This window comes from Burkholderia sp. IO2 (assembly GCF_029522185.1).
GTDB lineage: Bacteria > Pseudomonadota > Gammaproteobacteria > Burkholderiales > Burkholderiaceae > Burkholderia > Burkholderia cenocepacia.
Genome location: NZ_JAKWFH010000016.1, coordinates 1 through 21,983, shown reverse-complemented (window position 1 = coordinate 21,983; position 21,983 = coordinate 1). Strand labels below are relative to the sequence as shown.

Here is a 21,983-nt window from a genome sequence, read left to right as displayed (position 1 = left end):
ACTCCAGGGAGCCGTCATGCCACACACTCATTACACCACGCTCATCTCCGCCGCCAATCTCGCCGAGCGCCTGGCCGCGGCGCCCGGCAGCGTGGCGCTGTTCGACTGCCGCTTCGATCTCGCCGATCCCGGCGCCGGCGAAGCCGCCTACGCGGCCGGCCACCTTCCCGGCGCGCAATACCTTCATCTCGACCGCGACCTGTCGGGCCGCAAGACGGGCACCAACGGCCGCCATCCGCTGCCGACCCGCGACGCGCTCGCCACGCTGCTCGCCAGCCGCGGCCTCAAGCAGGGCCAGCAAGTCGTCGCGTACGACGCGCAAGGCGGCGCCTATGCGGCGCGCCTGTGGTGGCTGCTGCGCTGGCTCGGCCACGATTCGGTCGCGGTGCTCGACGGCGGCCTGCAGGCGTGGGAAGCGGCCGGCCAGCCGCTGACGACCGACGTGCCGCAACCGGCCGCCGGCGACTTCCGCGCCGCAACGCCGCTCGAATCGACGGTCGATGCAGCGGCCGTGCTCGCGAACGTGTCGTCGGCCGCGCGCGTGGTGATCGATGCACGCGCACCGGACCGCTATCGCGGCGAAAATGAAACGATCGATCGGGTGGGCGGCCACATTCCCGGTGCGCGCAACCGCTTCTTCAAGGACAACCTGGCCGCCGACGGCCGCTTCAAGACCGGCCATGAATTGCGCGAGGCATTCGCCACCGTGCTGGCCGGCACCGAGCCAAACCGCGTGATCCTGCAATGCGGCTCCGGCGTCACCGCCTGCCACAACGCGCTGGCGCTGGAAGTGGCGGGCCTGCACGGCGCGTCGCTGTACCCGGGTTCGTGGAGCGAATGGAGCGCCGATCCGTCGCGACCGATCGCGACCGGCCCGACGCCGTAAGCGCGCGTACGGCGCGGCAGTCACGCAGCGGCGGCCTCGGCCGCCGCTTGCCGTTTACATCACGCCGAACTTGTGGAACCACTCGATCGCGCGTTTCCAGCCATCCTCGGCATCGGCCTTCACGTAGCTCGGCCGGTAGTCGGCGAAGAACGCATGGCCGGCATCCGGATACACGACGATCTCCGATTCGCGCGCGAGCTTCGAATCGCTCGCCTGGATCGCCTTGCGCATGTTCGCGAGCGACGCCTGCGTGATGTTCTGATCCTTCTCGCCGTACAGGCCGAGCACCGGCACTTTCAGCAACGACGCGTGATCGACCGGGTTGAACGGCGTCATCTCGTCGGTCTTGCCTTCGACGAACCCGTACCACGCCACCGCGGCCCGCACGTGCGGGTTGTGTTCCGCATACAGCCACGCCTGGCGACCGCCCCAGCAGAACCCGGTCACGCCGAGGCGCGTCAGGTCGCCGCCGTTCTTGCCGGCCCACGCGACCGTCGCATCGAGATCCTCCGTCACCTGCCGGTCCGGCACCTTGCTGACGATGTTGTCGACCAGCGCCTGGATCGTCGGATATTTCGCCGCGTTGCCCTGCCGCGCAAACAGGTCCGGCGCGATCGCCAGATAGCCGAGCTTCGCGAAGCGCCGGCAGACGTCGGCGATATGCGCGTGCACGCCGAAGATCTCGTGAATCACGATGACGACCGGCAGGTTCGTCTTGTCGGCCGGCTGCGCGCGATAAGCCGGCACGCTCGCATCGCCCGAGCGGATCTCGATGGTGTCGACGTCCAGGCCGTCGCTGTCGGTCGTGACCGTCTGCGCCGACACGGGCAGCACGGCCGCCGCGAAGGTGCCGCCGAGCGCAGCCTGCATGAACTTGCGGCGCGAGAACGGGACATGGGGGACCAGGCTGTCGACTTCGGGTTTCAACATGAATGCACTCCTCGATTGGGCGCCGCCGTCACGATCGCGGAGACGGCATGACGGGGCATCGCACCGGCGCGCGGCGCGGATGTTGCGGCGGTTGGCACCCCGCCGCAAACGAAAACCCGGACAAGATGCCCAATAATCCGTTGTCGCGTCAACTGTCAGATGTGTAAGACTCGATTACGACGCGGTGCGGCGATCGCATCGATCATCGCGCGGCAGCCTGGCGACGGCCTGCCGAATCACCGTGCGGCGGCGCGTAGCGACGATCGCCGCGCGACCGAATCCTTGCGAATCGAAAAGAAAAACGGGCGGGGAATACGCAGGACATTGCGCATTCCCCGCCCGCTCCGCACACGAGCGCGATCAGTGCAGCTTGACGCGCGGCAGCGTCGTGCGTCGCAGCCAGTGCGCAATCGTGTCGAGCATCATCCGCGGATAACCGTGCAGCGCGGCAATGTGCATCCGGTACAGCGACATGTACATGAAGCGTGCGAACAGCCCTTCGATCAGCATGTTGCCGCCGATCAACCCGCCCATCAGATTGCCGACCGCGCTGAAATGGCCGAGCGACACGAGCGAGCCCAGGTCGCGATACGTGAATTCGGGCAGCGGACGCCCTTCCAGCCGACAGCCGATCGCCTTCAGCAGGAAGCTCGCCTGCTGGTGCGCGGCCTGCGCGCGCGGCGGCACGTTGCGCTCGTTACCAGGCCATGCGCATGCCGCGCAATCGCCGAGCGCGAATATGTTGTCGTCGGTGAAGGTTTGCAGCGTGCGGCGCACGTCGAGCTGGCCCAGCTTGTTGACCTGGAGCCCATCGAGATTCGCGAGCACCGACGGCGCCTTGATGCCGGCGGCCCAGACCGTCAGGTCGGCACGCACGACCTTGCCGCTCGCCGTGTGGACGGCCCCGGGCGCCACCTCCGTCACGCGCTCGGCGAGCATCAGCCGCACGCCGATCTTTCCGAGCAATTCAGCCGTCGCCGACGAGACGCGTTCCGGCAGCGCCGGGAGGATCCGCGGCCCCGATTCGATCAGCACGATGCCGACGTCGTGCCGTGGATCGAGTTTGTGCAACCCGTAGGCCGACAACACCTGCGCGGTATTGCGCAGTTCCGCGGACAGCTCGACGCCCGTCGCGCCGCCGCCGACGATCACGACCTGGATACGCGGCTCGGCCGACTCGCCCGGCGCGGTCGGCGCCGGCGCCTGGTGCTCCGCGCGCATGCATGCCGCGATCAGCCGCTTGCGGAAGCGTTCGGCCTCCCCGACCGTGTCGAGCGCGATCGCGTTTTCCGGTGCGCCCTGCACGCCGAAGAAGTGGGTCGTGCTGCCGATCGCGATCACGAGCGTGTCGTATTCCAGCTCGCGTGCCGGCAACAGTTCCGCGCCGTCGCTGTCGTTGATCGGCGACAGCGTGACGCGCTTCGCCGCGCGGTCGAGCCCGGTCAGCTCGCCCTGCTGGAACTCGAAGCCGTGCCAGCGCGCCTGCGCCGCATATTCGAGCTCCTGCGTGAACGGGTCCATGCTGCCGGCCGCGACTTCGTGCAGCAGCGGTTTCCAGATGTGCGTCGGATTGCGGTCGACGAGCGTGACGAGCGCACGCGCGGGACGATTGCCGCGCGCGCCGTAACGGTCGCCGAGCCGCGTCGCCAGTTCCAGGCCGCCGGCACCTCCGCCTACGATGATGATCCGATGCATCCGATTCCCCCTTTGCGATTCGAAACTGCTGCCGCCGGATGAAGCAAACGCCGTGCACTCGCGCCGCCCGGTGGATTAACCGGTTCGGACATCATCGATGTGCAGTTCGAAGCACTTCGATGCATCCGATCCGGAACGCGGGGCGCGCCGCCCCGCGTCAATGACATGATTGACATGCATTGTCCGGGAGCTTGCGCGTTGACCACAAGCAAACCATCTCGATATTCAGCATCCCTGCAACAATATGCCGCGGGAAACGGGAATCGCTCGGGGGTGCGTCAGTGTGCCTCTTCCCAGTTCGCGCCGGCACCCACTTCGGCGACGAGCGGCACCTTCAGCTTCGCGACGCCGCACATCATTTCCGGCAGTTTCTCGCGCACGAGCGACAGCTCGCCTTCCGGCACCTCGAGCACCAGTTCGTCGTGCACCTGCATGATCATCCGCGATGCAAGCCCGTCGCGCGTGAGCCAGTCGTCCACCGCGATCATCGACAGCTTGATCAGGTCGGCCGCCGTGCCCTGCATCGGTGCATTGATGGCCGCGCGCTCGGCCGCCTGACGGCGCGGGCCATTGCCGCCGTTGATCTCGGGCAGCCACAGGCGGCGACCGAAAACGGTTTCGACGTAGCCCTTCTCCTTCGCGGTCGCGCGCGTGTCTTCCATGTACTGCGCGACGCCCGGATAGCGGGCGAAATAGCGGTCGATATAGAGCTTCGCCGCGTCGCGCGTGATGCCGAGGTTCGATGCGAGCCCGAACGCGCTCATCCCGTAGATGAGCCCGAAGTTGATCACCTTCGCGATCCGGCGCTGGTCGGAATTGACCTCCAGCGGCGTCACGCCGAACACCTCGGCGGCCGTCGCGCGGTGGATGTCCTCGCCCTGCGAGAACGCGCGCAACAGCGACGCGTCGCCGGAGATGTGCGCCATGATCCGCAGTTCGATCTGCGAATAGTCGGCCGATACGATCCGGTGGCCCGGCGATGCAATGAACGCCTCGCGGATGCGCCGGCCTTCGGCCGTGCGCACCGGAATGTTCTGAAGATTGGGATCGTTCGACGCCAGGCGGCCCGTGACCGCGACGGCCTGCGCATAGTTCGTATGCACGCGGCCGGTGGTGGGATTCACCATGCGCGGCAGCTTGTCGGTATAGGTCGACTTCAGCTTCGACAGCCCGCGATGCTCGAGCAGCAGCTTCGGCAGCGGGTAGTCCTCGGCCAGCTTCTGCAGCACTTCCTCGTCGGTCGACGGCGCGCCGCTCGGCGTCTTTTTCACGACCGGCAACTGCAGCTTCTCGAAGAAGATCTGCCCGATCTGCTTCGGCGAGCCGAGGTTGAATTCGCCGCCCGCCAGTTCGTACGCCTGCCCCTCGAGTTCGATCAGGCGCGTCGCGATTTCGGTGCTCTGCGCCTGCAGCCGCGCATCGTCGATCAGCACGCCCGTGCGCTCCATCTTGCGCAGCACGAGCGACACCGGCATCTCGATCTCGCGGTACACGCGCTCGAGGCCCGGCTCGCGGGCGACTTGCGGATACAGCGCGTGATGGAGCTGCAGCGTGATGTCCGCATCTTCGGCTGCGTATTCGGCGGCCTGCGCGAGCGCCACTTCGTCGAAACCGATCTGCTTCGCGCCCTTGCCCGCCACGTCTTCGTACTTGATCGTCTTGACGCCCAGATGACGCAGCGCGAGGCTGTCCATGTCGTGCGTGCGGTGCGATTCGACCACGTACGATTCGAGCAGCGTGTCGTGCTCGATGCCGTTCAGTTCGATGTCGTAGTTCGCGAGCACCTGTGCGTCGTACTTCAGGTGCTGGCCGACCTTCTTGCGATCGGCCGATTCGAGCCACGGCTTCAGGCGCGCGAGCACTTCGTCGAGCGGAAGCTGCTCGGGCATGTCGGGGCCGCGGTGCGCGACCGGCAGGTAGGCCGCCTTGCCCGGCTCGACCGAGAACGACAGGCCGACGAGCCGCGCGAGCATCGGATCGAGCGCGGTGGTCTCGGTGTCGAACGCGGTCAGCGCGGCCGCGTCGATCTTCGCGAACCACGCGTCGAACTGCTCCCAGGTCTGGATCGTGTCGTATTCGCGCACGACGTCGGTCGCGATCACCGGGGCCGGCTCGCCTTCCGGCGCATCGGCGCCACCGCCTTCCGCGGGTGCGTTCTCGACTTCGCGCAGCCAGGTCTTGAAGCCGTAGCGCGCGAAGATGTCGCGCAGCAGCTCGCGCGCCTCGCCGTCGGTCTTCAGCGACGCTTCGATCGATTCGAGATGCGGCGCGAGATCGCATGACGTGTCGACAGTCACGAGCTTGCGGCCGAGCGGCAGGAAATCGAGCGCGCGGCGCAGGTTGTCGCCGACCACGCCCTTGATGTCGGCCGCGTGCGCGATGACGCCGTCGAGGCTTTCGTATTGCGACAGCCACTTCACGGCCGTCTTCGGCCCGCACTTCTCGACGCCCGGCACGTTGTCGACGGTGTCGCCGATCAGCGCGAGATAGTCGATGATGCGCTCGGGCGGCACGCCGAACTTCGCGATCACGCCGTCGCGGTCGAGCGTCTCGTTGGTCATCGTGTTGACGAGCGTGACGCGCTCGGTCACGAGCTGCGCGAGATCCTTGTCGCCGGTCGACACGATCACGTTCATCCCGTGCCGTTCGGCTTCGCGCGCGAGCGTGCCGATCACGTCGTCGGCCTCCACGCCTTCGACCATCAGCAACGGCCAGCCGAGCGCGCGCACGGCGCCGTGGATCGGCTCGACCTGCAATGCGAGATCGGGCGGCATCGACGGACGGTTTGCCTTATAGTCGGCATAAAGGTCGTCGCGGAACGTCTTGCCCTTTGCATCGAACACGCAAGCGCTATACTCTGCACTGACTTCCTTGCGCATACGGCGCAGCATGTTGATGATTCCGTAGAGCGCTCCGGTCGGCTCCCCGCCAGGGCCACGCAAATCAGGCATCGCATGGTAAGCCCGATACAGATAGCTCGAACCGTCAACCAATAGCAGGGTCTTACCTTCCAGATTTCGTTCTTCAGGCATTATGAACAAGAGAAAAGTGATTCCGAGTCTGCGTTCGCTCGCAGATCAAGAACGCGCGACGGCCAAGAAGGCGCGCGCATCGTGGCAGATGTTCACGATTATGGCAGAGTTTATCGAGGCGACCGAGTACCTGTCGGAGATCCGCCCGGCTGTCAGCATCTACGGTTCTGCCCGCCTCAAACCCGATACCCCGCACTACAAGCTCGCCGCGCAGATCGCGCGCAAGCTGTCGGACGCCGGCTTCGCGGTGATCTCCGGCGGCGGCCCCGGCATCATGGAAGCCGCGAACAAGGGCGCGCACGCCGGCAAGGCGCCGTCGGTCGGCCTGAACATCGAACTGCCGCACGAGCAGGCCGGCAACCACTATCAGGACATCTCGCTGCGCTTCCGCCACTTCTTCACGCGCAAGGTCACGTTCGTGAAGAACTCGGATGCGGTGATCGTGATGCCGGGCGGTTTCGGCACGCTCGACGAACTGTCCGAAGTGCTCACGCTGATCCAGACGAAAAAATCGCGCCTCGTGCCGATCATCCTCGTCGGCAGCGAATTCTGGCAGGGGCTGCTGCAGTGGTTCCGCGATCAACTGATTCCGATGGGCCTGATCAATCCGGAAGACATGGATCTGATGCAGGTGATCGACGACCCCGACCAGGTGCTCGACGCGGTGCTCGCGTTCTACGAGGACAGCGGCGAGGAAGAGGGTTCGGACGAGGAGGATCATCCGCCGCGCCCGGAAGAAGACCGGATGTTCTATCTGTAACCGGTCGGTGACGACAGCCGGCCGAGCGCCGGCTGTTGTGCTTTTCATGCGACGGAAGTGCGCTCCGGCGGCTCTCCGGGCGTGACTTTGTAACGCGCTGTTAATACCCGTTCACCGCCGCGCGCGGTCGAATGTCAAATCTCCGCAGCCGGCGCTGCACCATGCGGCGGGATCGGCCGCACCAGCCGGCCCCCAATGTCAAACGGCGGGCCCATCGCGTGCCTGCGCGCCGCCAATCCTCCGTAATAATCACGACTCGCCTTTTCCGTCGTGCCGCAGCACACTGCATTGTGTCGGCGCGGCGTTCCCCCGGTGGAACGGTCCCCCTCGCTTCCATCGCGTCGCGCCGGCCTATTCATCACGACACCACGGAAAAGAACATGCAACGCTCGCTGATCGCCCTCGCCTTTGCCGGCCTCGGCCTTTCGCTGTCCGGCCTCGCTCACGCCGTCAACGTCGACGTCAACATCGGCACGCCCGCGCCGGTCGTCGTCGCCCCCGCGCCCGTCGTGGTCGCCCCGGCGCCGGCGATCATCGTCGGCTGGCATGGCGACCGCTACTGGGACGGCCGCCGCTACTGGGAGCGCCGCGAGTGGGAGGATCACCAGCGCTATCGCGGTCGTGGCGGCTATCACTGCCCGCCGGGACACGCGAAAAAGGGCGAGTGCTGAGCGCCCGAGCGAAGGCCCGTCAGGCCCGCACGCGGAAGCAGAAAAATGAAGGCCGCACGCGAACGAAGGTTCGCGTGCGGCCTTTGTCGTTGCGCATGCCGCTGCGCGGTGGCGTTACTGGAACGCCACTTCCGCAAAGCTCCGCAGCTTGCGGCTATGCAGCTTGTCGAGCCCGTTCGTGCGCAGGATCTCCATCGCCTTCACGCCGATCTGCAGATGCTGGTCGACCTGCCCGCGATAGAACGTGTCGGCCATGCCCGGCAGTTTCAGCTCGCCGTGCAGCGGCTTGTCCGATACGCACAGCAACGTGCCGTACGGCACCCGGAAGCGGAAGCCGTTGGCTGCGATCGTCGCGCTTTCCATGTCGAGCGCGATCGCGCGGCTCTGCGACAGCCGCTGCACGGGCTCGCGATGGTCGCGCAGTTCCCAGTTGCGGTTGTCGACGCTCGCGACCGTGCCCGTACGCATCACCCGCTTCAGTTCCGCGCCCTCCAGCCGCGTGACCTCGGCCACGCCGCGCTCGAGCGCGAGCTGCACTTCGGCCAGCGCCGGAATCGGCACCCACAGCGGCAGGTCGGCGTCGAGCACGTGATCTTCCCGCACGTAACCGTGCGCGAGCACGTAGTCGCCGAGGCGCTGCGTGTTGCGCAGCCCCGCGCAGTGACCGAGCATCACCCAAGCGTGCGGACGCAGCACCGCGATGTGATCGGTGATCGTCTTCGCGTTCGACGGGCCGACGCCGATGTTGACCATCGTGATCCCGCTGCCGTCCGCGCGCTTCAGGTGATACGCGGGCATCTGCGGCAGGCGCGGCGGCGCGGTGCCCTCGGCCGGCTCGCTGCCGAGGTTCGCGTTGTACGTGACGACGTCGCCCGGCTCGACGAACGCGCTGTACTCGCTGCGGTACGCGCGCACCTCGGGGTCGTCGCTTTCGGTCATCAGCGTGCGGCCGAGCTTCACGAACTCGTCGATGTAGAACTGGTAGTTCGTGTAGAGCACGTAGTTCTGGAAATGCGTGGGCGACGTCGCCGTGTAGTGACGCAGCCGGTGCAGCGAGAAGTCGACGCGGGCCGCCGTGAACAGCGCGAGCGGATGCGGCTCGCCCGGCGCCGGCTCGAACGTGCCGTTGACGATGCGGTCATCGAGATACGACAGGTCGGGCGTGTCGAAGATGTCGCGCATCGCGAGCAGGCGGTCGCGATCGAGTTCGCCCTCGAGATGGATGCCTTCCGGAAACGCGAAATGGATCGGAATCGGCTGCGACGACACGCCGATCTCGATCTTGACATGGTGGTTCTTCGACAGCAGACGCAGTTGCTCGCGGTAGTAGTTCGCGAAGAGATCGGGGCGCGTGACGGTCGTCTCGAATACGCCGGGACCCGCGACGAAGCCGTACGAGCGGCGCGAATCGACGTGCGTGTTGACGTCGGTCCGGATCCGCACGAACGGGTAGCACGCGCGCACGTGCTCGGTAATCGCTTCGTGGCGGCGATAGCGCGCGAACGCATCGCGCAGGAAGCCCGTATTCGTGTCGTAAATGGCGGACAGCCGCGCGACGGCGGCGACCGGATCGTCGAAAGCCTCGACCGACGGGCTTTCGGGCGACAGCACACGGTGCCGGCGGCTCAAATCGTTTTTCATTTTCATCACCTCGTCAGATCCGACGACATTACCACGGAACCCGGTCGCCCTTATGGCCGCCCCTGCGCACGCAGGGGCCGGATGGCGCGCAGTATTTGCTAAAATCGGTAGGTTCACTGGAGACTCATCATGAAGCCGCTCATTTTCGTCGCCGCTGCCGTCGCGTTTGCCGCCGCCGGCGTCGCTCACGCCGCCGGCGGCACGCCTGACGCCGACGCGCAGGCCCGGGCCGAGGCCAACGAAGCCGCCGGCCTGCCCGATCTCCGCAAGATCAACCGGCCGGGCGCCGAAGTCACGTCGAAAGTGGACTTCGCCGACATCCGCCGCACGCCGAGCTTCCACGAAAAGAGCAAGAACGGCACCGAAGTCACCGAGTACCGCGACCGCGGCAAGCCGGTCGAGATCGACGTGAAATCGAACTTCGGCACGCGCTACCAGATGAGCTCGACGCCCGACACGTCGCCGAAGCCGCACGATGCGGGCATCCCGATCACGCGCCTGCCGTCGCTGAACCTGCGCTACTGATTCCGTGGCGTGGCGCACCGGGCGCCGCGCCGCCCCTTCACCTGCTGTCGCGATGCACGCCGCCCGCGTGCCGACACCCTGACCTGACGCATCCCGCATGGCCGTTTTCACCGCTGTTTCCGACTCCGATCTCGCGCAATGGATGCGCCACTACGAACTGGGCGACGTGCTTGCGTTCCGCGGCATTCCGTCCGGTATCGAAAACAGCAATTTCTTCCTGACGACGACGCGCGGCGAATACGTCCTCACGATCTTCGAAAAGCTGACGGCGCAGCAGCTGCCGTTCTACCTCGACCTGATGCGCCATCTGGCCGCCCACGGCGTGCCGGTCCCGGACCCGATCCCGCGTGACGACGGCGCGCTGTTCGGCGAACTGCACGGCAAGCCGGCCGCGATCGTCACGAAGCTCGACGGCGCGGCCGAACTCGCGCCGGGGGTCGAACACTGCATCGAGGTCGGACAGATGCTCGCGCGCCTGCACCTCGCGGGCCGCGACTATCCGCGCAGCCAGCCGAACCTGCGCAGCCTGCCGTGGTGGCAGGAGAACGTACCGGCCATCGTGCCGTTCATCACGGACGCGCAACGCACGCTGCTCGAAGGCGAGCTCGCGCACCAGGCCGGCTTCTTCGCGTCGGACGACTATGCGGCGCTGCCGGCCGGGCCATGCCATTGCGACCTGTTCCGCGACAACGTGCTGTTCGCGCACGCGGCGCCCGGCACTGGTCACGACGTACGCCTCGGCGGCTTCTTCGACTTCTACTTCGCGGGCTGCGACAAGTGGCTGTTCGACGTCGCGGTGACCGTCAACGACTGGTGCGTCGACCTCGCGACCGGCGTACTCGACGTCGCGCGCGCCGATGCGCTGCTGCGCGCGTACCAGACCGTCCGGCCGTTCACGGCCGAGGAACGTCGCCACTGGAGCGACATGCTGCGCGCCGGTGCGTACCGCTTCTGGGTGTCGCGCCTGTACGATTTCTACCTGCCGCGCGCGGCCGAGATGCTCAAGCCGCACGACCCCGGCCATTTCGAACGCATCCTGCGCGAGCGTATCGCGCATACGCCCGCGCTACCCGAGATCCAAACCGCATGCAACTGATCGAAGTGCCCGCGAAAACGGGCTATGTCTGGTTCCGTCAAGGCATCTGGCTGTTCCGCCGGAATCCGCTCGCGTTCATCACGCTGTTCTTCACGTACCTGCTCGCCATCACGCTGGTGTCGATGGTGCCGGTGATCGGCTCCGCGCTGCCGCTGGTGTTCATTCCCGGCATCGCGGTCGGCTTCATGGCCGCGTGCCGCGACACCGTGGCCGGCAAGACCGTGATGCCGACGATCCTCGTCGACGGCTTTCGCTCGTACGGCACCGTCGCGACCCAGCGGCTGCTCGCGCTCGGCGTGATCTACGTCGCGTCGATGGTGCTGGTGTTCGCCGCTTCGTCGTTCGTGGACGGCGGCGCGCTGTTCCACGTGATGATGGGCGCGGCCGACGAAGCGAACACGACGCCCGAGACGCTCGCCGCGCAAGGCACGCTCGGCGCGCTGTTCTTCGCGACGCTGCTCTATCTGCCGGTCGCGATGCTGTTCTGGTTCGCGCCGGTGCTGGTCGCATGGCATGACGTCCCGCCCGCGAAGGCGCTGTTCTTCAGCGTCGTCAGCTGCTGGCGCAATCGCGGCGCGTTCGTCGTATACGGCGTGCTGTGGTTCGCCGTCGCGCTCGGCACGTCGCTCGCGCTGTCGCTGCTGCTGCAGGCGCTCGGCGCCGGCGCGTATGCGCTGACGATCATGATGCCGGTGACGATCATCATCGTCACGATGCTGTACTGCTCGTTCTACGCGACCTATCGCGGCTGCTTCGGCGTGCAGGAACCGGGCGCGCCGACGACGATGTCCGGCCGCTGAACCCGCTCTTTCGGCCGGCGCATGTCGCCCGCCGTCGCACTGTTTCGCGCCGGGTCGTCGCCCGGCGCGCTTCTTCCGATTCCCCTTTCCCGTCTCGCTTTCCTCCGGCCGCCCCTGTTCAATCGAATCTTTTGCGCGCAAAATAATTTGCGTACAAATCGTTCGCGCATCGCCGCGCTTCCCGAACCATGGATCGCCTGCCCCCGCTGCCCCAGACGCTCGACGAGCAATTGTGCTTCGCGCTTTACGCGACTTCGCACGCGATGACGAAGGCGTACAAGCCGCTGCTCGACAAGCTGTCGCTCACCTATCCCCAATATCTCGCGATGCTCGTGCTGTGGGAGCGCGACGACATGGCCGTGAAGGACATCGCCGCGCGGCTCGACCTCGATCCGGCCACGGTCACGCCGCTGCTGAAGCGGCTGGAAGCGCTCGGCTACGTCGAGCGCGTGCGCAGCGCGGCTGACGAACGCGTCGTCAACGTGCGTGTGACGTCGGCCGGCCGTGCGCTGAAGGATCGCGCGCGCTCGGTGCCCGCCGAGCTCTTTTGCGCGATGCAGCAAACGCCCGAATTCCTGATCCGGCTGCGCGCCGATCTCCAGCAGTTGCGCGACGCATTGTCGGCGGCCAACGAACGCTGACGCGCCAAGCGCAGACGACCTCGCCCGGCGCTGCCGGGTTTTTCTTCAAAATTTCATTTGCACACTAATGATTTGTGCTCTATATTTCACTCGTGGCCGGCGACACCCGTCTGACCGGACCGCTTTTCTCCCTCTTCCCGACAGGAGCTGCACGATGAACATTCTGTACAAGACCAGCGCCACGAGCACGGGCGGCCGCGACGGCCGCGCGGTATCCGCCGACCACAAGCTGGAAGTGAAGCTGGCCGCGCCGCGCGAACTCGGCGGCACGGGCGCGGAAGGCACGAATCCGGAGCAACTGTTTGCCGCAGGTTACTCGGCCTGTTTCCTGAGTGCGATGAAATTCGTCGCGGGCCAGAACAAGCAGACGCTGCCGGCCGATACGCAGGTGACGGCGGAAGTGGGCATCGGCCCGAACGACGCTGGCGGCTTCGGGCTCGACATCGAACTGCGCGTGTCGCTGCCGGGGCTCGACAAGGCCGACGCGCAGGCGCTGGTCGACAAGGCGCACCACGTGTGCCCGTACTCGAACGCCACGCGCAACAACGTGCCGGTGCGCCTGGCGGTCGTCTGACGCGACGCAGGGCCAGGAAAAATACAAAAAGGGCGCGTGCGGCACATGCCGCACGCGCCCTTTTGCGCGATTCGTCGAAATGGCGGGCCGGCAGGCCCGCGTGCGCCGCTTAGCGCGCGCCGATCGAATACGGGCGGTTCAGCGCCGCGTCGCGATCGATCTTGCGCATGCGGAATTCGAGGTCGTAGATGTCGGTGGCTTCGGCCAGGTACGCGTCGGTGCGCTCTTTCGCGGCCTTTTCAGCGTTCTTGGTCAGCATCAGGAAGAGGTGGCTCAGCAGGTACATGTTCGATCTCGCTATTCAAAGGTTCTGGACTAGGGTTTTCCCGAATTATAGGGAAAACCCTAGTCTTTGACCAGCGTCGATCAAACGATGCGTCGTTCGGTCGCCACAGTGCGCTGATTGGCTTCGAAAAAGGCCCAGATCATCGCGCTTGCGTCGGGGCCGACTGCCGCATGAAACGGCACGGCTTCGTCGCCGCCGGCCCATGCGTGATCGAGCCCTTTCACATGGCACAGCCGCACCACCGGCTCGCCGTCGCGGCACACATCGGTGATCTGGGCGCCCGTGTCGCGCGTCTCGACCCGTTCGCCGCCGCGCAGCGCGCCGCGGCTGTCGGCGAGCCCGTTCAGACGCATGAACTGCACGGTCAGTTGATCGGCATTCTTCGGCGCGACGACATGATCGCCGTCGCCCTGGACGATCAGCGCGGGCATGCCCGGATACGCGCCGGCCTCGACCAGCGCATCGACCGCCGCGGCCGGGTTCTGCCGCAGGCCGCGCCGCATCACGTCCATCGCGGTGATGCCGGAATTCGCCTCGCCCAGCGCCGGCCCCGAGTGCAATGCGACCGCCGCGAAACGGTCCGGATGGTGCAGTGCAAGAAGCGAGGCCAGACCGGCGCCGGCCGACAGCCCCGCCACGTAGACGCGCGACGCGTCGAAGCCGTGTTCGTCGACCAGCGCGTCGACTAGCGACACCACCGCATTCGCCTCGCCGCGCCCCGCGCGGTCGGTGTCCTCATACCAGTGCCAGCAGCCATGCGCGTGCGCGCGCAGCGACTGTTCCGGATACAGCACCGCGAAGCCGTGCTTGTCGGCCAGCAGGTTCATCCGCGTGCCCTGCGCGAATTCGTCGACCGACTGCTGGCAGCCGTGCAGCATCACGACGAGCGGCATCGCGCCGCGCCGGCGGCCGGGCGGCACGTAGAGCCCGTACGCGAGATTCTGGACGAGGCGGCCGAGCGCGGGCGCCATCGGATGCTCGCCGCGCGTCCACTCGCCCGCGGCCCACGCGGCCGCGCGCGGCCGCACGCGCGATTCGCGTGGCGGGGACGGATCGGATACGGCGGAAGAGGTGGCGGCCTCGAGTGCGTCGCGTGTGATGCGCTGCGCATCGCGCGCCGCGCGCTTGGCGGCCGGAGACAGCATGCGTTTCATGCCGCCCAGCCATACCTTGGTCAGACTTTTGGTCATCGATCGGGCTCGCAGTCAGGAAAAATAGGGGCGCCATGAAGGCACCACAACGGGTGCATCGTTCGACTTTGTGCAATGCACCATAACATTGTTTCTGGGATTTTTCCTGCGCGCCGATAGTTCCCGGCGGCGCAAAAAACGGGCCTCATGCGGACGCGGCGCTATACTGGGGTTTCGCCGCTTGTATCCGTTGTAGTCGTTCTTCCCGGCTCGCGCGTTGATTTAAGCATCCTCCCCGCCTTCGTTCGTCCCCTTCCGATGTTCGACCTGTCCTCTCACCTGTGGATCATGATCACCGCGTTCGGCGGCGCCGGCCTGACCTTGCCGCTCGCGATCACGATTGCCGTCTGGCTCGCGCTCGGCTACTCGTGGCAGCGCGCGGCCGCATGGCTCGGCGTGCTCGCGGCCGCGATCGGCGTGGTGGCGCTCACCAAGATCGCGTTCCTCGGCTGGGGCATCGGCATTCGTGCGTGGGATTTCACCGGGTTCAGCGGCCATGCGATGCTGTCGACGTCGGTGTATCCGGTCGCGATTTTCCTTGCGCTGATCCGCACGCGCACGCCGGTGCGGATCGCCGGCATCGCGCTCGGCCTGGCGGCCGGCATCGCGGTGGGCGTGTCGCGCGTCGCGCTCGACGCGCATTCGCCGTCCGAATCGATCACCGGCTGCATCGTCGGCGCGATCGCCGCGCTCGCGTTCATCGCCGGCTCGTGGCGCGCGGTGCCGCACCGCTGGTCGGTGCCCGCGGTCGTCGCGAGCCTCGCGCTCGTCACCGTGGCGCTGCACGGCATCACGGTGCCGTCGCATCGCTGGGTCACCAAGGTCGCGCTGCAACTGTCGGGCCACGAGCGCCCGTTCGTCCGCGCGCGCTGGAAGGCCAACCCGAACTACCATCCCGCGTCGCAGCCGTCGTCGCTGCAGCGCACCGAATCGGCGCCGCGCACGCTTCACACGTGACCGGCGGCCCGGCCGTCACGCCCGCCCCTTTTCACGTCTGACCATTTCATGCGCACCGTCGCATGAACAGTATGTCGAGCGTTATAACCCGCCCTATATTACGATTACGGTTTCCACCCATTCGAAACGAATCCACCATGCGCTCAACCGTCCGTCCGCTTCGCCGCACCCTGCTTCGCCTGCTGCCGATCGCCACGCTTGCCGCCGGGTTCGCGTTCAGCGCGCCCGCTTCCGCCGCCGACGAACTGGTCGTGTCAGCCGCCGCCAGCCTGACGAACGCATTCAAGGCCGTCGGCGACGCGTACGAGAAGCAGCATCCGGACACCAAGGTGCTGTTCAACTTCGGCGCATCGGACGTGCTGATGCAGCAGATCGCCAAGGGCGCGCCGGCCGACGTGTTCGCGTCGGCCGACCAGAAGGCGATGGATCGCGCGGTGAACGAAAAGGTGATCGTGCCCGGCACGCGCCGCGATTTCGCGGCGAACTCGCTGGTGCTGATCGTGCCGGCGGACAGCCACGCGGCCGCGCCGACGTCGCTGAACGACCTGACCGCGCCCGGCGTGAAACGCATCGCGTACGGCGACCCGGCCTCGGTGCCGGTCGGCCGCTACACCGAGGGCGCGCTGCGCGCGGCCGGCGTGTGGGATGCGGTCAGCGCGAAGGGCGTGCTGGCCGCCAACGTGCGCCAGAGCCTCGACTACGTCGCCCGCGGCGAGGTCGACGCGGGCTTCGTGTTCGGCACCGACGCCGCGATCATGCCGGGCCGCGTGAAGGTCGCGCTGACGGTGCCGACCCGGACGGCCATCACCTACCCGATCGCCGTGGTCAAGGACAGCCGCCACGCCGCGCAGGCGCAGTCGTTCATCGATTTCGTCGCGTCGTCCCAGGGCCAGGCCGTGCTGTCGACGTTCGGCTTCAAGCCCGCCAAGTGAGCGACTCGCGATGCAAGACGCCTGGGTCCCGCTGCTGCTGTCGCTGAAGGTCGCCGGCTGGGCGACCGCGCTCGACATCGTGCTCGGCGTCGCGGCCGCGTTCGTGCTCGCGCGCTGGCGCTCGCCGTTGCGCGACGTCGTCGACTCCGTGCTGACGCTGCCGCTCGTGCTGCCGCCGACGGTGCTGGGCTATTACCTGCTCGTGCTGCTCGGCCGGCGCGGCGTGTTCGGCGCGTGGCTCGACACGCTCGGCATCGAGCTGGTGTTCACGTGGCAAGGTGCGGTGATCGCGTCGATGGTCGTCGCGTTTCCGCTGATCCTGAAATCGGCGCGCGCGGCGTTCGAAGGCGTCGACCCGCATCTCGAGCGCGCCGCGCGCACGCTCGGGCTCGGCGAAGTCGCGGTGTTCTTCCGCGTGACGCTGCCGCTCGCCACGCGCGGGATTCTCGCGGGCGCGCTGCTCGCGTTCGCGCGCGCGCTCGGCGAATTCGGCGCGACGCTGATGATCGCGGGCAACCTGCCCGGCCGCACGCAGACGCTGTCGGTCGCGATCTACGCGGCCGTGCAGGCCGGCGACGACAACACGGCCAATTTCCTCGTGCTGGTGACGTCGATCACCTGCGTGCTCGTGCTGCTCGCGACCGGCTGGCTCGTGCCGTCGCGCGCCCGGCGGAGCCAGCTGACATGAAGCACCTGTTCCATCCGTATCGCCGGCGGAGGCCCGCATGAGCCTCGTCGTCGACATCCGCAAGACCTACGCGAACGCCGAGCGGCGCTTCACGCTCGACATGTCGTTCACCGCGACGACGCAGCGCGTCGTGCTGTTCGGACCGTCGGGCGCGGGCAAGAGCATGACGCTGCAGGCGATCGCCGGGCTGCTGACGCCCGACGCGGGCACGATCACGCTGAACGGCGAGCCGTTGTTCGACGCCGCGCGCCGCATCGACGTGCCGACCCGCGAACGCCGGGTCGCGTACCTGTTCCAGGACTACGCGCTGTTCCCGCATCTGAACGTGCGGCAGAACATCGCGTTCGGGCTCACGTCCGGGCTGCGCAACCCGCGCGCGAAGGCGGTGCCGCCGGAGGTCGCGTACTGGCTGCGCGCGTTCGACCTCGAAGCGCTCGCGGGGCAATATCCGTCGCAGTTGTCGGGCGGGCAGAGGCAGCGCGTGGCGCTCGCGCGTGCGCTGGTCGCGCAGCCGCGCATCCTGCTGCTCGACGAACCGTTCGCGGCGCTCGACGGCGCGATGCGCCAGCGCATGCGCCACGAGCTCGCCGAACTGCAGGCGCGGCTCGACATCCCGATGGTGCTGATCTCGCACGACCCCGACGACGTCGCCGCGTTCGGCGACCAGGTCGTGCAGTTGAGCGAAGGACGCGTGCAGGCGAACCCGCCGCACGCCGAGTGGCCGACACGCGTCACCTGAACGCGCGACGCCATGGTCGTGAGCGTGGCGCCGGTCGCCACGTTGGAGCCTGAGAGAAGCCGCAGCGCGGCACATGCTGAAAGCGGACACGAAGCCGGTGCGATGCGGACGAACGCGGCACCGGCTTCGCGCCGTCACCGCACGCCGGCCACGGGAGCCGCGCGGGCGGCCGGGTCAGCCCGTCACCGCCAGGATCACGCTCGACGCCTTGAACAGCGCGATCGCCCGCCGGCCGGCGTCGAGCTGCAACGCATCGACGCTATCGTTGGTCACGACGGCCGTCAGCGTCCCGCCGCCGTCGAGCGCGAGCGTCACCTCGCTGTTCACCGCGCCCGCCGCGACGGCGTCGACGCTGCCGTGCAGCCGGTTGCGCGCGGACACTTTCAGATCGGGCCCGCCATCGTCGACCGCGAGCACGACCCACGACGCCTTCACCAGCGCGCACGCGTCCGCCCCTTCCCGCAGCCCCAGCGCGTCGGCGCTTTCGTGCGTCAGCACGGCGACGACCGACTGTCCGCCGGGCAACGCAAGCGTCACCTCGTCGTTGACGGTGCCGCGCACGATCGACGCGACCTTGCCGAACAACTGGTTGCGCGCGCTGGTCTTCATCCCGATCCGGCCGATCAGCGCCCAGTCGACGTCGAAGCCGGCCACGGCCGCGCTCGCGGCTTCGATGAAGCGGCGATGCTCGCGCTCGATCGTGCGGAATGCGGCGATCAGCGACGTCGCGCGCGGCGTCAGCGTCGTGCCGCCACCGCCCTTGCCGCCCGTCGAACGCGCGACGAGCGGTTCGCCGGCGAGATTGTTCATCGTGTCGACCGCATCCCACGCGGCCTTGTAGCTGAGGCCGACGGCCTTCGCCGCGCGCGTGATCGAACCGGTGTCGCCGATCGCCGCGAGCAACGCGATGCGCGTCGCGCCGCCGAGCGTCTGGTCGCCGGCGCGCAGCCACAGCTCGCCGCCCAGTTCGAGCGGTTCGGCGGACGAGGAGGAATGCGGAGCGTCGGTCATCATCGGCATGCGTGCGGGAAACGGGCGGCCATTATAGGGTCGGCGCGCAGCGCTCAGCCCGGCTTGCCGTCGAGCTTCGGCGGCCGCAGGCTGGCCAGCAGCGTCTCGGCGTCGCGCGCCGCGCGCTGTTCGAGCGCGGCGCCGTAGCCGCGCACGAAACCGAGCTGATACGGCGGCGCCGCGAGTTGCTCGAGATGGTGCAGCGCGACCATCGCGTCGTTCGCTTCGCCGAGCACGCTCTGCACGCGCGTGAGCGTCTTGACCGTCTCGTTGCGCGTGCGGCGCGACGCGAGCGACGCGAAGAATTCGAGCGCGTAGCGCAGCCGCTTCGCGTCGATCCGCACCTGATGGCGTGCCGCCGTGTCGAGCGACGTGAGCGACGGCGATCCATAGAGATGACCGAACAGCCGCCGCACGCGCTTGGTCGCGTGACGCCGCAGCGACGGTGCGTCGTCGCCGTCGGCCGCCGGCAGCGCGAGCGCGCTCAGCCATTCGAGCCAGCCGAGCGTCAGCCGCGCATAGCGGGCCGAATGCAGCGCCTGGCGCAGCTCGACGCGCGCGGCCATCGACTGCGCGCGGGCGGCGTCGAGCGTGCCGTCCCAGTCGCTGCCGCCGCCGTCGGCCGCGATCAGCGCGGGCAGGCTCTCGGTCGCGAACACGTCCCAATCGCGCACCGTGCCGAGCAGCGCGGCGAGCCAGCGCAGGTCGACGCCGAGCGTGTCCTTCCATTGATCGTCGGTAAAGCGCGGGAAGAAGCGCATCAGCGTGCGCAGGCGGCGCAGCGCGACGCGCATCTGGTGCACGAATTCGGGATCGTCGCGCTCGAGCACGCCGCATTCGTTGCCGAGCCATTGCGCGGTGATGTCGCCGGACAGCGCGAACAACGCGGCGCGCTGCGTGCGGATGCCGGTCAGGTCGACGGACTGCGCCTTGACCAGCACGGCGGCCACCGGTCCGCCCGCACAGGTGCGGTCGATCACGCTCGTCAGTTGCACGAAGGCGGGCCACGCGCCGCTCAGTTCGCGCGCCGCGGCAAACAGCGCATGCAGCGCGGCCGTGCGCGCGGCGACGGTTTCCCAGTCGGGCGCGGCCAGGCGCAGCTCGACGTAGCGGCGCGGCGGCTCGCCTCCGCCATGCAGCGTGATGTCGTCGAACGTCATCTCGACCACGACGCCGCTGTCGTCGGCCCAGCGCCCGCGCCGCCGCTCGCTGACGATGCGCAGCGCCGCCGCCTGGGCGCGCGCTTCGTCGGTGTCCGGTGCAACGCCGCCGGTTTCGGCAGCCGCCGCATCGGCCTCGGCCTCGGCCTCGGCCTCGGCCTCGGCTGCGGTACGTGTCGCGGGTATCGGCAGCGGCGTCGCGACGACGATCCCCGCGTGCTCCGCGTCGAACAGTTCACGCTGCGTGACGCCGGGAGCGAACGTCTGCGTGCGCGAGGCGACGACCCGCGTGCCGTGCGCGTTCGATTCGACCCAGGTCCACCAGTTCGCGCCGGGGCTCCGCTCGGCCTCCTCGATCTGGCACGGCTCGATCGTCACGCGCTCGTGGCCGCGCCGCATCCGGACCTGCGGGCAGATCCGCCACGCGCGCACGAGTTCGGCGCCGAACTCGCGCTGCGCGCCCCGGGCGCGGCTCGCGCCCTTGACCGGCCACCCTTCCAGCGACAGCGACAACACGATTTCCAGCACACGCGACATGGAGGCTCCTGCACATGAAGGACCGCCGGCGCATCGACCGCGCCGGCGTCGCTCGTGAAGCAGCTTCCATAGTACACGCCGCCCAAACGCACAGGCGTCGATCCGGCCCCGCCGCCCTGTGGCAGGTCAAGCCGGCACGTCAGACCGCGTATTGCGCGATGCCGTTGCCGAACGACCAGTCCTCCTTCAGCACTTCGACCAGACTGATGAATACGTCTTCCTGCCGCACGCCGGGCTGCTGCGCGAGGTTCTCGGCGATCGTCCGGTACAGCGCCCGCTTCTGCTCGAGCGTGCGCGTGTTGTTCGCGGTGATCTGGATCATCACGAGGTCGTCGCTGCGCTCGATATCGTAGTAGTGACGGCCGAACACGAAGTTCTCGGCCGCATGCTCGGTCACGACCATGAAGATGTCGTCCTCCGGCACGTTGAACGTGTGCATCAGCGCGCGGTGCACGCCGTCGACGAGGGCCCTGCGGTAGGCGGCCGGTTTGCCTTCGCGGACGGCGATACGGGTGAATGGCATGGTGCTGCTCCTGTCGGTGAGTGACGTTGAAGAACGAAAACACAGCGTCAGGTTAGGCGCGCCAACTTATAATGAACAGTCATTGATGAATATTTCATTCATTTTCATTTGAAATGAAAGTACTCGATCTCGATGCCGTCCGCGCGTTCGTGCTGGTCGCCGACCTCGCCAGCTTCACGCGCGCCGCCGATGCGCTCGGCACCACCCAATCGGCCGTCAGCCTGAAGCTGAAGCGGCTGGAGGCGCATCTCGGCAAGCCGCTGCTGGCGCGCACGCCGCGCGTCGTCAAGCTGGCCGCCGACGGTGAGAATTTCCTGCCGGCCGCCCGCGCGCTGCTCGACGCGCACGAACATGCGCTCGGCGCGATCTCGACCGGCACGGTGCGCCTGTCGCTCGGCGTCAGCGAGCACGTCGCGGTGCCCGACCTGCCGGCCGTGCTCACGAGCCTGCACCGGCAGGATCCGGGCCTGTCGCTGGAAATGCATCTCGGGGCGTCGACGAGCCTGCTGCCGCAATACGACGAACGGCGGTTCGACGCGGTGATCGTCCGCCACGAGCCCGGCGAAGATCCGCCGCGCGACGACGGCACGCTGCTGTTCACCGAGCCGCTGACCTGGCTCGCCGCGCCCGACTGGGCGCCGCGCGCCGGCGAGCCGCTGCCGCTCGCGGTGCTGGCCGGCCCGTGCGGCGTGCGGGCCGCCGCGCTGCG

Annotated in this window: 22 protein-coding genes; 13 read left to right on the top strand and 9 right to left on the bottom strand. The window is 67.8% G+C overall.

The window, feature by feature from the left end:
* The first annotated feature begins 16 nt into the window (after window positions 1-16).
* Complete coding sequence (locus MMB92_RS12550; protein ID WP_006486463.1) at window positions 17-886, top strand: sulfurtransferase; 870 nt, start codon at window positions 17-19, stop codon at window positions 884-886.
* Window positions 887-940: 54 nt separating this feature from the next.
* On the opposite strand, the gene MMB92_RS12545 is transcribed toward MMB92_RS12550, so the two are convergent.
* The 3 genes from MMB92_RS12545 to polA form a co-directional block, all read right to left on the bottom strand.
* Window positions 941-1,816 carry a dienelactone hydrolase family protein gene (locus MMB92_RS12545; protein ID WP_060268337.1) on the bottom strand — a complete coding sequence of 292 codons (876 nt, stop codon included), beginning with the start codon at window positions 1,814-1,816 and terminating at the stop codon, window positions 941-943.
* 360 nt (window positions 1,817-2,176) lie between these two features.
* On the bottom strand, window positions 2,177-3,511 hold the full coding sequence (locus MMB92_RS12540; protein ID WP_006486476.1) for an NAD(P)/FAD-dependent oxidoreductase: 1,335 nt from the start codon (window positions 3,509-3,511) through the stop codon (window positions 2,177-2,179).
* 278 nt (window positions 3,512-3,789) lie between these two features.
* Window positions 3,790-6,543: a DNA polymerase I gene (gene polA, locus MMB92_RS12535; RefSeq protein ID WP_058902876.1), complete on the bottom strand. Its 2,754-nt coding sequence runs from the start codon at window positions 6,541-6,543 to the stop codon at window positions 3,790-3,792.
* Between the two features lies 1 nt (window position 6,544).
* Here polA and MMB92_RS12530 point away from each other — a divergent pair, with 1 nt between their 5' ends.
* Window positions 6,545-7,303, top strand: a complete 759-nt coding sequence (locus tag MMB92_RS12530) for a TIGR00730 family Rossman fold protein (protein ID WP_006486470.1) — start codon at window positions 6,545-6,547, stop codon at window positions 7,301-7,303.
* A gap of 380 nt (window positions 7,304-7,683) precedes the next feature.
* Window positions 7,684-7,974, top strand: a complete 291-nt coding sequence (locus tag MMB92_RS12525; protein WP_006486461.1) for a hypothetical protein — start codon at window positions 7,684-7,686, stop codon at window positions 7,972-7,974.
* A gap of 114 nt (window positions 7,975-8,088) precedes the next feature.
* Here the strand turns inward: MMB92_RS12525 and MMB92_RS12520 are convergent, their stop codons facing one another.
* Window positions 8,089-9,615, bottom strand: coding sequence for an AMP nucleosidase (locus MMB92_RS12520; protein ID WP_012493190.1), 1,527 nt, complete (start codon window positions 9,613-9,615; stop codon window positions 8,089-8,091).
* Between the two features lie 129 nt (window positions 9,616-9,744).
* On the opposite strand from MMB92_RS12520, the gene MMB92_RS12515 reads away from it, so the two are divergent.
* The 5 genes from MMB92_RS12515 to MMB92_RS12495 all read left to right on the top strand — a co-directional run bounded on the left by MMB92_RS12515 (window position 9,745) and on the right by MMB92_RS12495 (window position 13,251).
* On the top strand, window positions 9,745-10,140 hold the full coding sequence (locus MMB92_RS12515; protein WP_006486478.1) for a hypothetical protein: 396 nt from the start codon (window positions 9,745-9,747) through the stop codon (window positions 10,138-10,140).
* A gap of 97 nt (window positions 10,141-10,237) precedes the next feature.
* Entirely contained in the window at window positions 10,238-11,236 is a 999-nt protein-coding gene (locus tag MMB92_RS12510) for a homoserine kinase (protein ID WP_006486428.1), read from the top strand.
* Entirely contained in the window at window positions 11,227-12,036 is an 810-nt protein-coding gene (locus MMB92_RS12505; RefSeq protein WP_006486425.1) for a BPSS1780 family membrane protein, read from the top strand. Before MMB92_RS12510 ends, MMB92_RS12505 begins: the two co-directional genes overlap by 10 nt.
* A gap of 188 nt (window positions 12,037-12,224) precedes the next feature.
* On the top strand, window positions 12,225-12,677 hold the full coding sequence (locus tag MMB92_RS12500) for a MarR family transcriptional regulator (RefSeq protein WP_006496011.1): 453 nt from the start codon (window positions 12,225-12,227) through the stop codon (window positions 12,675-12,677).
* A gap of 154 nt (window positions 12,678-12,831) precedes the next feature.
* Window positions 12,832-13,251 (top strand): organic hydroperoxide resistance protein, encoded by a 420-nt coding sequence (locus MMB92_RS12495; RefSeq protein ID WP_006486430.1) that lies wholly within the window; start codon window positions 12,832-12,834, stop codon window positions 13,249-13,251.
* A 109-nt stretch (window positions 13,252-13,360) separates the two neighbouring features.
* Here MMB92_RS12495 and MMB92_RS12490 read toward each other — a convergent pair whose 3' ends face one another.
* Window positions 13,361-13,537, bottom strand: coding sequence for a DUF3563 family protein (locus tag MMB92_RS12490; RefSeq protein WP_006486452.1), 177 nt, complete (start codon window positions 13,535-13,537; stop codon window positions 13,361-13,363).
* An 80-nt stretch (window positions 13,538-13,617) separates the two neighbouring features.
* Complete coding sequence (locus MMB92_RS12485) at window positions 13,618-14,727, bottom strand: PHB depolymerase family esterase (protein WP_124632907.1); 1,110 nt, start codon at window positions 14,725-14,727, stop codon at window positions 13,618-13,620.
* Between the two features lie 258 nt (window positions 14,728-14,985).
* On the opposite strand from MMB92_RS12485, the gene MMB92_RS12480 reads away from it, so the two are divergent.
* From MMB92_RS12480 to MMB92_RS12465, 4 genes are all read left to right on the top strand, one after another.
* The gene (locus MMB92_RS12480; RefSeq protein WP_006496013.1) at window positions 14,986-15,684 is read left to right on the top strand and encodes a phosphatase PAP2 family protein; all 699 of its coding nucleotides are present in this window, start codon (window positions 14,986-14,988) and stop codon (window positions 15,682-15,684) included.
* 137 nt (window positions 15,685-15,821) lie between these two features.
* Window positions 15,822-16,616 (top strand): molybdate ABC transporter substrate-binding protein, encoded by a 795-nt coding sequence (gene modA / locus MMB92_RS12475; protein ID WP_006486460.1) that lies wholly within the window; start codon window positions 15,822-15,824, stop codon window positions 16,614-16,616.
* Between the two features lie 10 nt (window positions 16,617-16,626).
* The gene (gene modB / locus MMB92_RS12470) at window positions 16,627-17,304 is read left to right on the top strand and encodes a molybdate ABC transporter permease subunit (RefSeq protein ID WP_006486472.1); all 678 of its coding nucleotides are present in this window, start codon (window positions 16,627-16,629) and stop codon (window positions 17,302-17,304) included.
* 37 nt (window positions 17,305-17,341) lie between these two features.
* Window positions 17,342-18,043, top strand: a complete 702-nt coding sequence (locus MMB92_RS12465) for an ATP-binding cassette domain-containing protein (RefSeq protein WP_069353247.1) — start codon at window positions 17,342-17,344, stop codon at window positions 18,041-18,043.
* A gap of 174 nt (window positions 18,044-18,217) precedes the next feature.
* Here MMB92_RS12465 and MMB92_RS12460 read toward each other — a convergent pair whose 3' ends face one another.
* From MMB92_RS12460 to MMB92_RS12450, 3 genes are all read right to left on the bottom strand, one after another.
* Window positions 18,218-19,054: a TOBE domain-containing protein gene (locus MMB92_RS12460; RefSeq protein ID WP_043205172.1), complete on the bottom strand. Its 837-nt coding sequence runs from the start codon at window positions 19,052-19,054 to the stop codon at window positions 18,218-18,220.
* 53 nt (window positions 19,055-19,107) lie between these two features.
* Window positions 19,108-20,751 (bottom strand): CHAD domain-containing protein, encoded by a 1,644-nt coding sequence (locus MMB92_RS12455; protein WP_277562714.1) that lies wholly within the window; start codon window positions 20,749-20,751, stop codon window positions 19,108-19,110.
* Between the two features lie 139 nt (window positions 20,752-20,890).
* A complete protein-coding gene (locus MMB92_RS12450; protein WP_006486465.1) occupies window positions 20,891-21,274 on the bottom strand; it encodes a tautomerase family protein in 384 nt (127 codons plus the stop codon).
* Between the two features lie 113 nt (window positions 21,275-21,387).
* Here MMB92_RS12450 and MMB92_RS12445 point away from each other — a divergent pair.
* A partial coding sequence (locus MMB92_RS12445) for a LysR family transcriptional regulator (protein WP_253583051.1) occupies window positions 21,388-21,983 on the top strand: 596 nt, incomplete at its 3' end.

What these genes read in the sequence shown, in the direction of transcription:
- MMB92_RS12550 (WP_006486463.1), top strand. Translation starts at nt 17, where the DNA reads ATGCCACACACTCATTACACCACGCTCATCTCCGCCGCCAATCTCGCC.
- MMB92_RS12545 (WP_060268337.1), bottom strand. Translation starts at nt 1,816, where the DNA reads ATGTTGAAACCCGAAGTCGACAGCCTGGTCCCCCATGTCCCGTTCTCG.
- MMB92_RS12540 (WP_006486476.1), bottom strand. Translation starts at nt 3,511, where the DNA reads ATGCATCGGATCATCATCGTAGGCGGAGGTGCCGGCGGCCTGGAACTG.
- polA (WP_058902876.1), bottom strand. Translation starts at nt 6,543, where the DNA reads ATGCCTGAAGAACGAAATCTGGAAGGTAAGACCCTGCTATTGGTTGAC.
- MMB92_RS12530 (WP_006486470.1), top strand. Translation starts at nt 6,545, where the DNA reads ATGAACAAGAGAAAAGTGATTCCGAGTCTGCGTTCGCTCGCAGATCAA.
- MMB92_RS12525 (WP_006486461.1), top strand. Translation starts at nt 7,684, where the DNA reads ATGCAACGCTCGCTGATCGCCCTCGCCTTTGCCGGCCTCGGCCTTTCG.
- MMB92_RS12520 (WP_012493190.1), bottom strand. Translation starts at nt 9,615, where the DNA reads ATGAAAAACGATTTGAGCCGCCGGCACCGTGTGCTGTCGCCCGAAAGC.
- MMB92_RS12515 (WP_006486478.1), top strand. Translation starts at nt 9,745, where the DNA reads ATGAAGCCGCTCATTTTCGTCGCCGCTGCCGTCGCGTTTGCCGCCGCC.
- MMB92_RS12510 (WP_006486428.1), top strand. Translation starts at nt 10,238, where the DNA reads ATGGCCGTTTTCACCGCTGTTTCCGACTCCGATCTCGCGCAATGGATG.
- MMB92_RS12505 (WP_006486425.1), top strand. Translation starts at nt 11,227, where the DNA reads ATGCAACTGATCGAAGTGCCCGCGAAAACGGGCTATGTCTGGTTCCGT.
- MMB92_RS12500 (WP_006496011.1), top strand. Translation starts at nt 12,225, where the DNA reads ATGGATCGCCTGCCCCCGCTGCCCCAGACGCTCGACGAGCAATTGTGC.
- MMB92_RS12495 (WP_006486430.1), top strand. Translation starts at nt 12,832, where the DNA reads ATGAACATTCTGTACAAGACCAGCGCCACGAGCACGGGCGGCCGCGAC.
- MMB92_RS12490 (WP_006486452.1), bottom strand. Translation starts at nt 13,537, where the DNA reads ATGTACCTGCTGAGCCACCTCTTCCTGATGCTGACCAAGAACGCTGAA.
- MMB92_RS12485 (WP_124632907.1), bottom strand. Translation starts at nt 14,727, where the DNA reads ATGACCAAAAGTCTGACCAAGGTATGGCTGGGCGGCATGAAACGCATG.
- MMB92_RS12480 (WP_006496013.1), top strand. Translation starts at nt 14,986, where the DNA reads ATGTTCGACCTGTCCTCTCACCTGTGGATCATGATCACCGCGTTCGGC.
- modA (WP_006486460.1), top strand. Translation starts at nt 15,822, where the DNA reads ATGCGCTCAACCGTCCGTCCGCTTCGCCGCACCCTGCTTCGCCTGCTG.
- modB (WP_006486472.1), top strand. Translation starts at nt 16,627, where the DNA reads ATGCAAGACGCCTGGGTCCCGCTGCTGCTGTCGCTGAAGGTCGCCGGC.
- MMB92_RS12465 (WP_069353247.1), top strand. Translation starts at nt 17,342, where the DNA reads ATGAGCCTCGTCGTCGACATCCGCAAGACCTACGCGAACGCCGAGCGG.
- MMB92_RS12460 (WP_043205172.1), bottom strand. Translation starts at nt 19,054, where the DNA reads ATGACCGACGCTCCGCATTCCTCCTCGTCCGCCGAACCGCTCGAACTG.
- MMB92_RS12455 (WP_277562714.1), bottom strand. Translation starts at nt 20,751, where the DNA reads ATGTCGCGTGTGCTGGAAATCGTGTTGTCGCTGTCGCTGGAAGGGTGG.
- MMB92_RS12450 (WP_006486465.1), bottom strand. Translation starts at nt 21,274, where the DNA reads ATGCCATTCACCCGTATCGCCGTCCGCGAAGGCAAACCGGCCGCCTAC.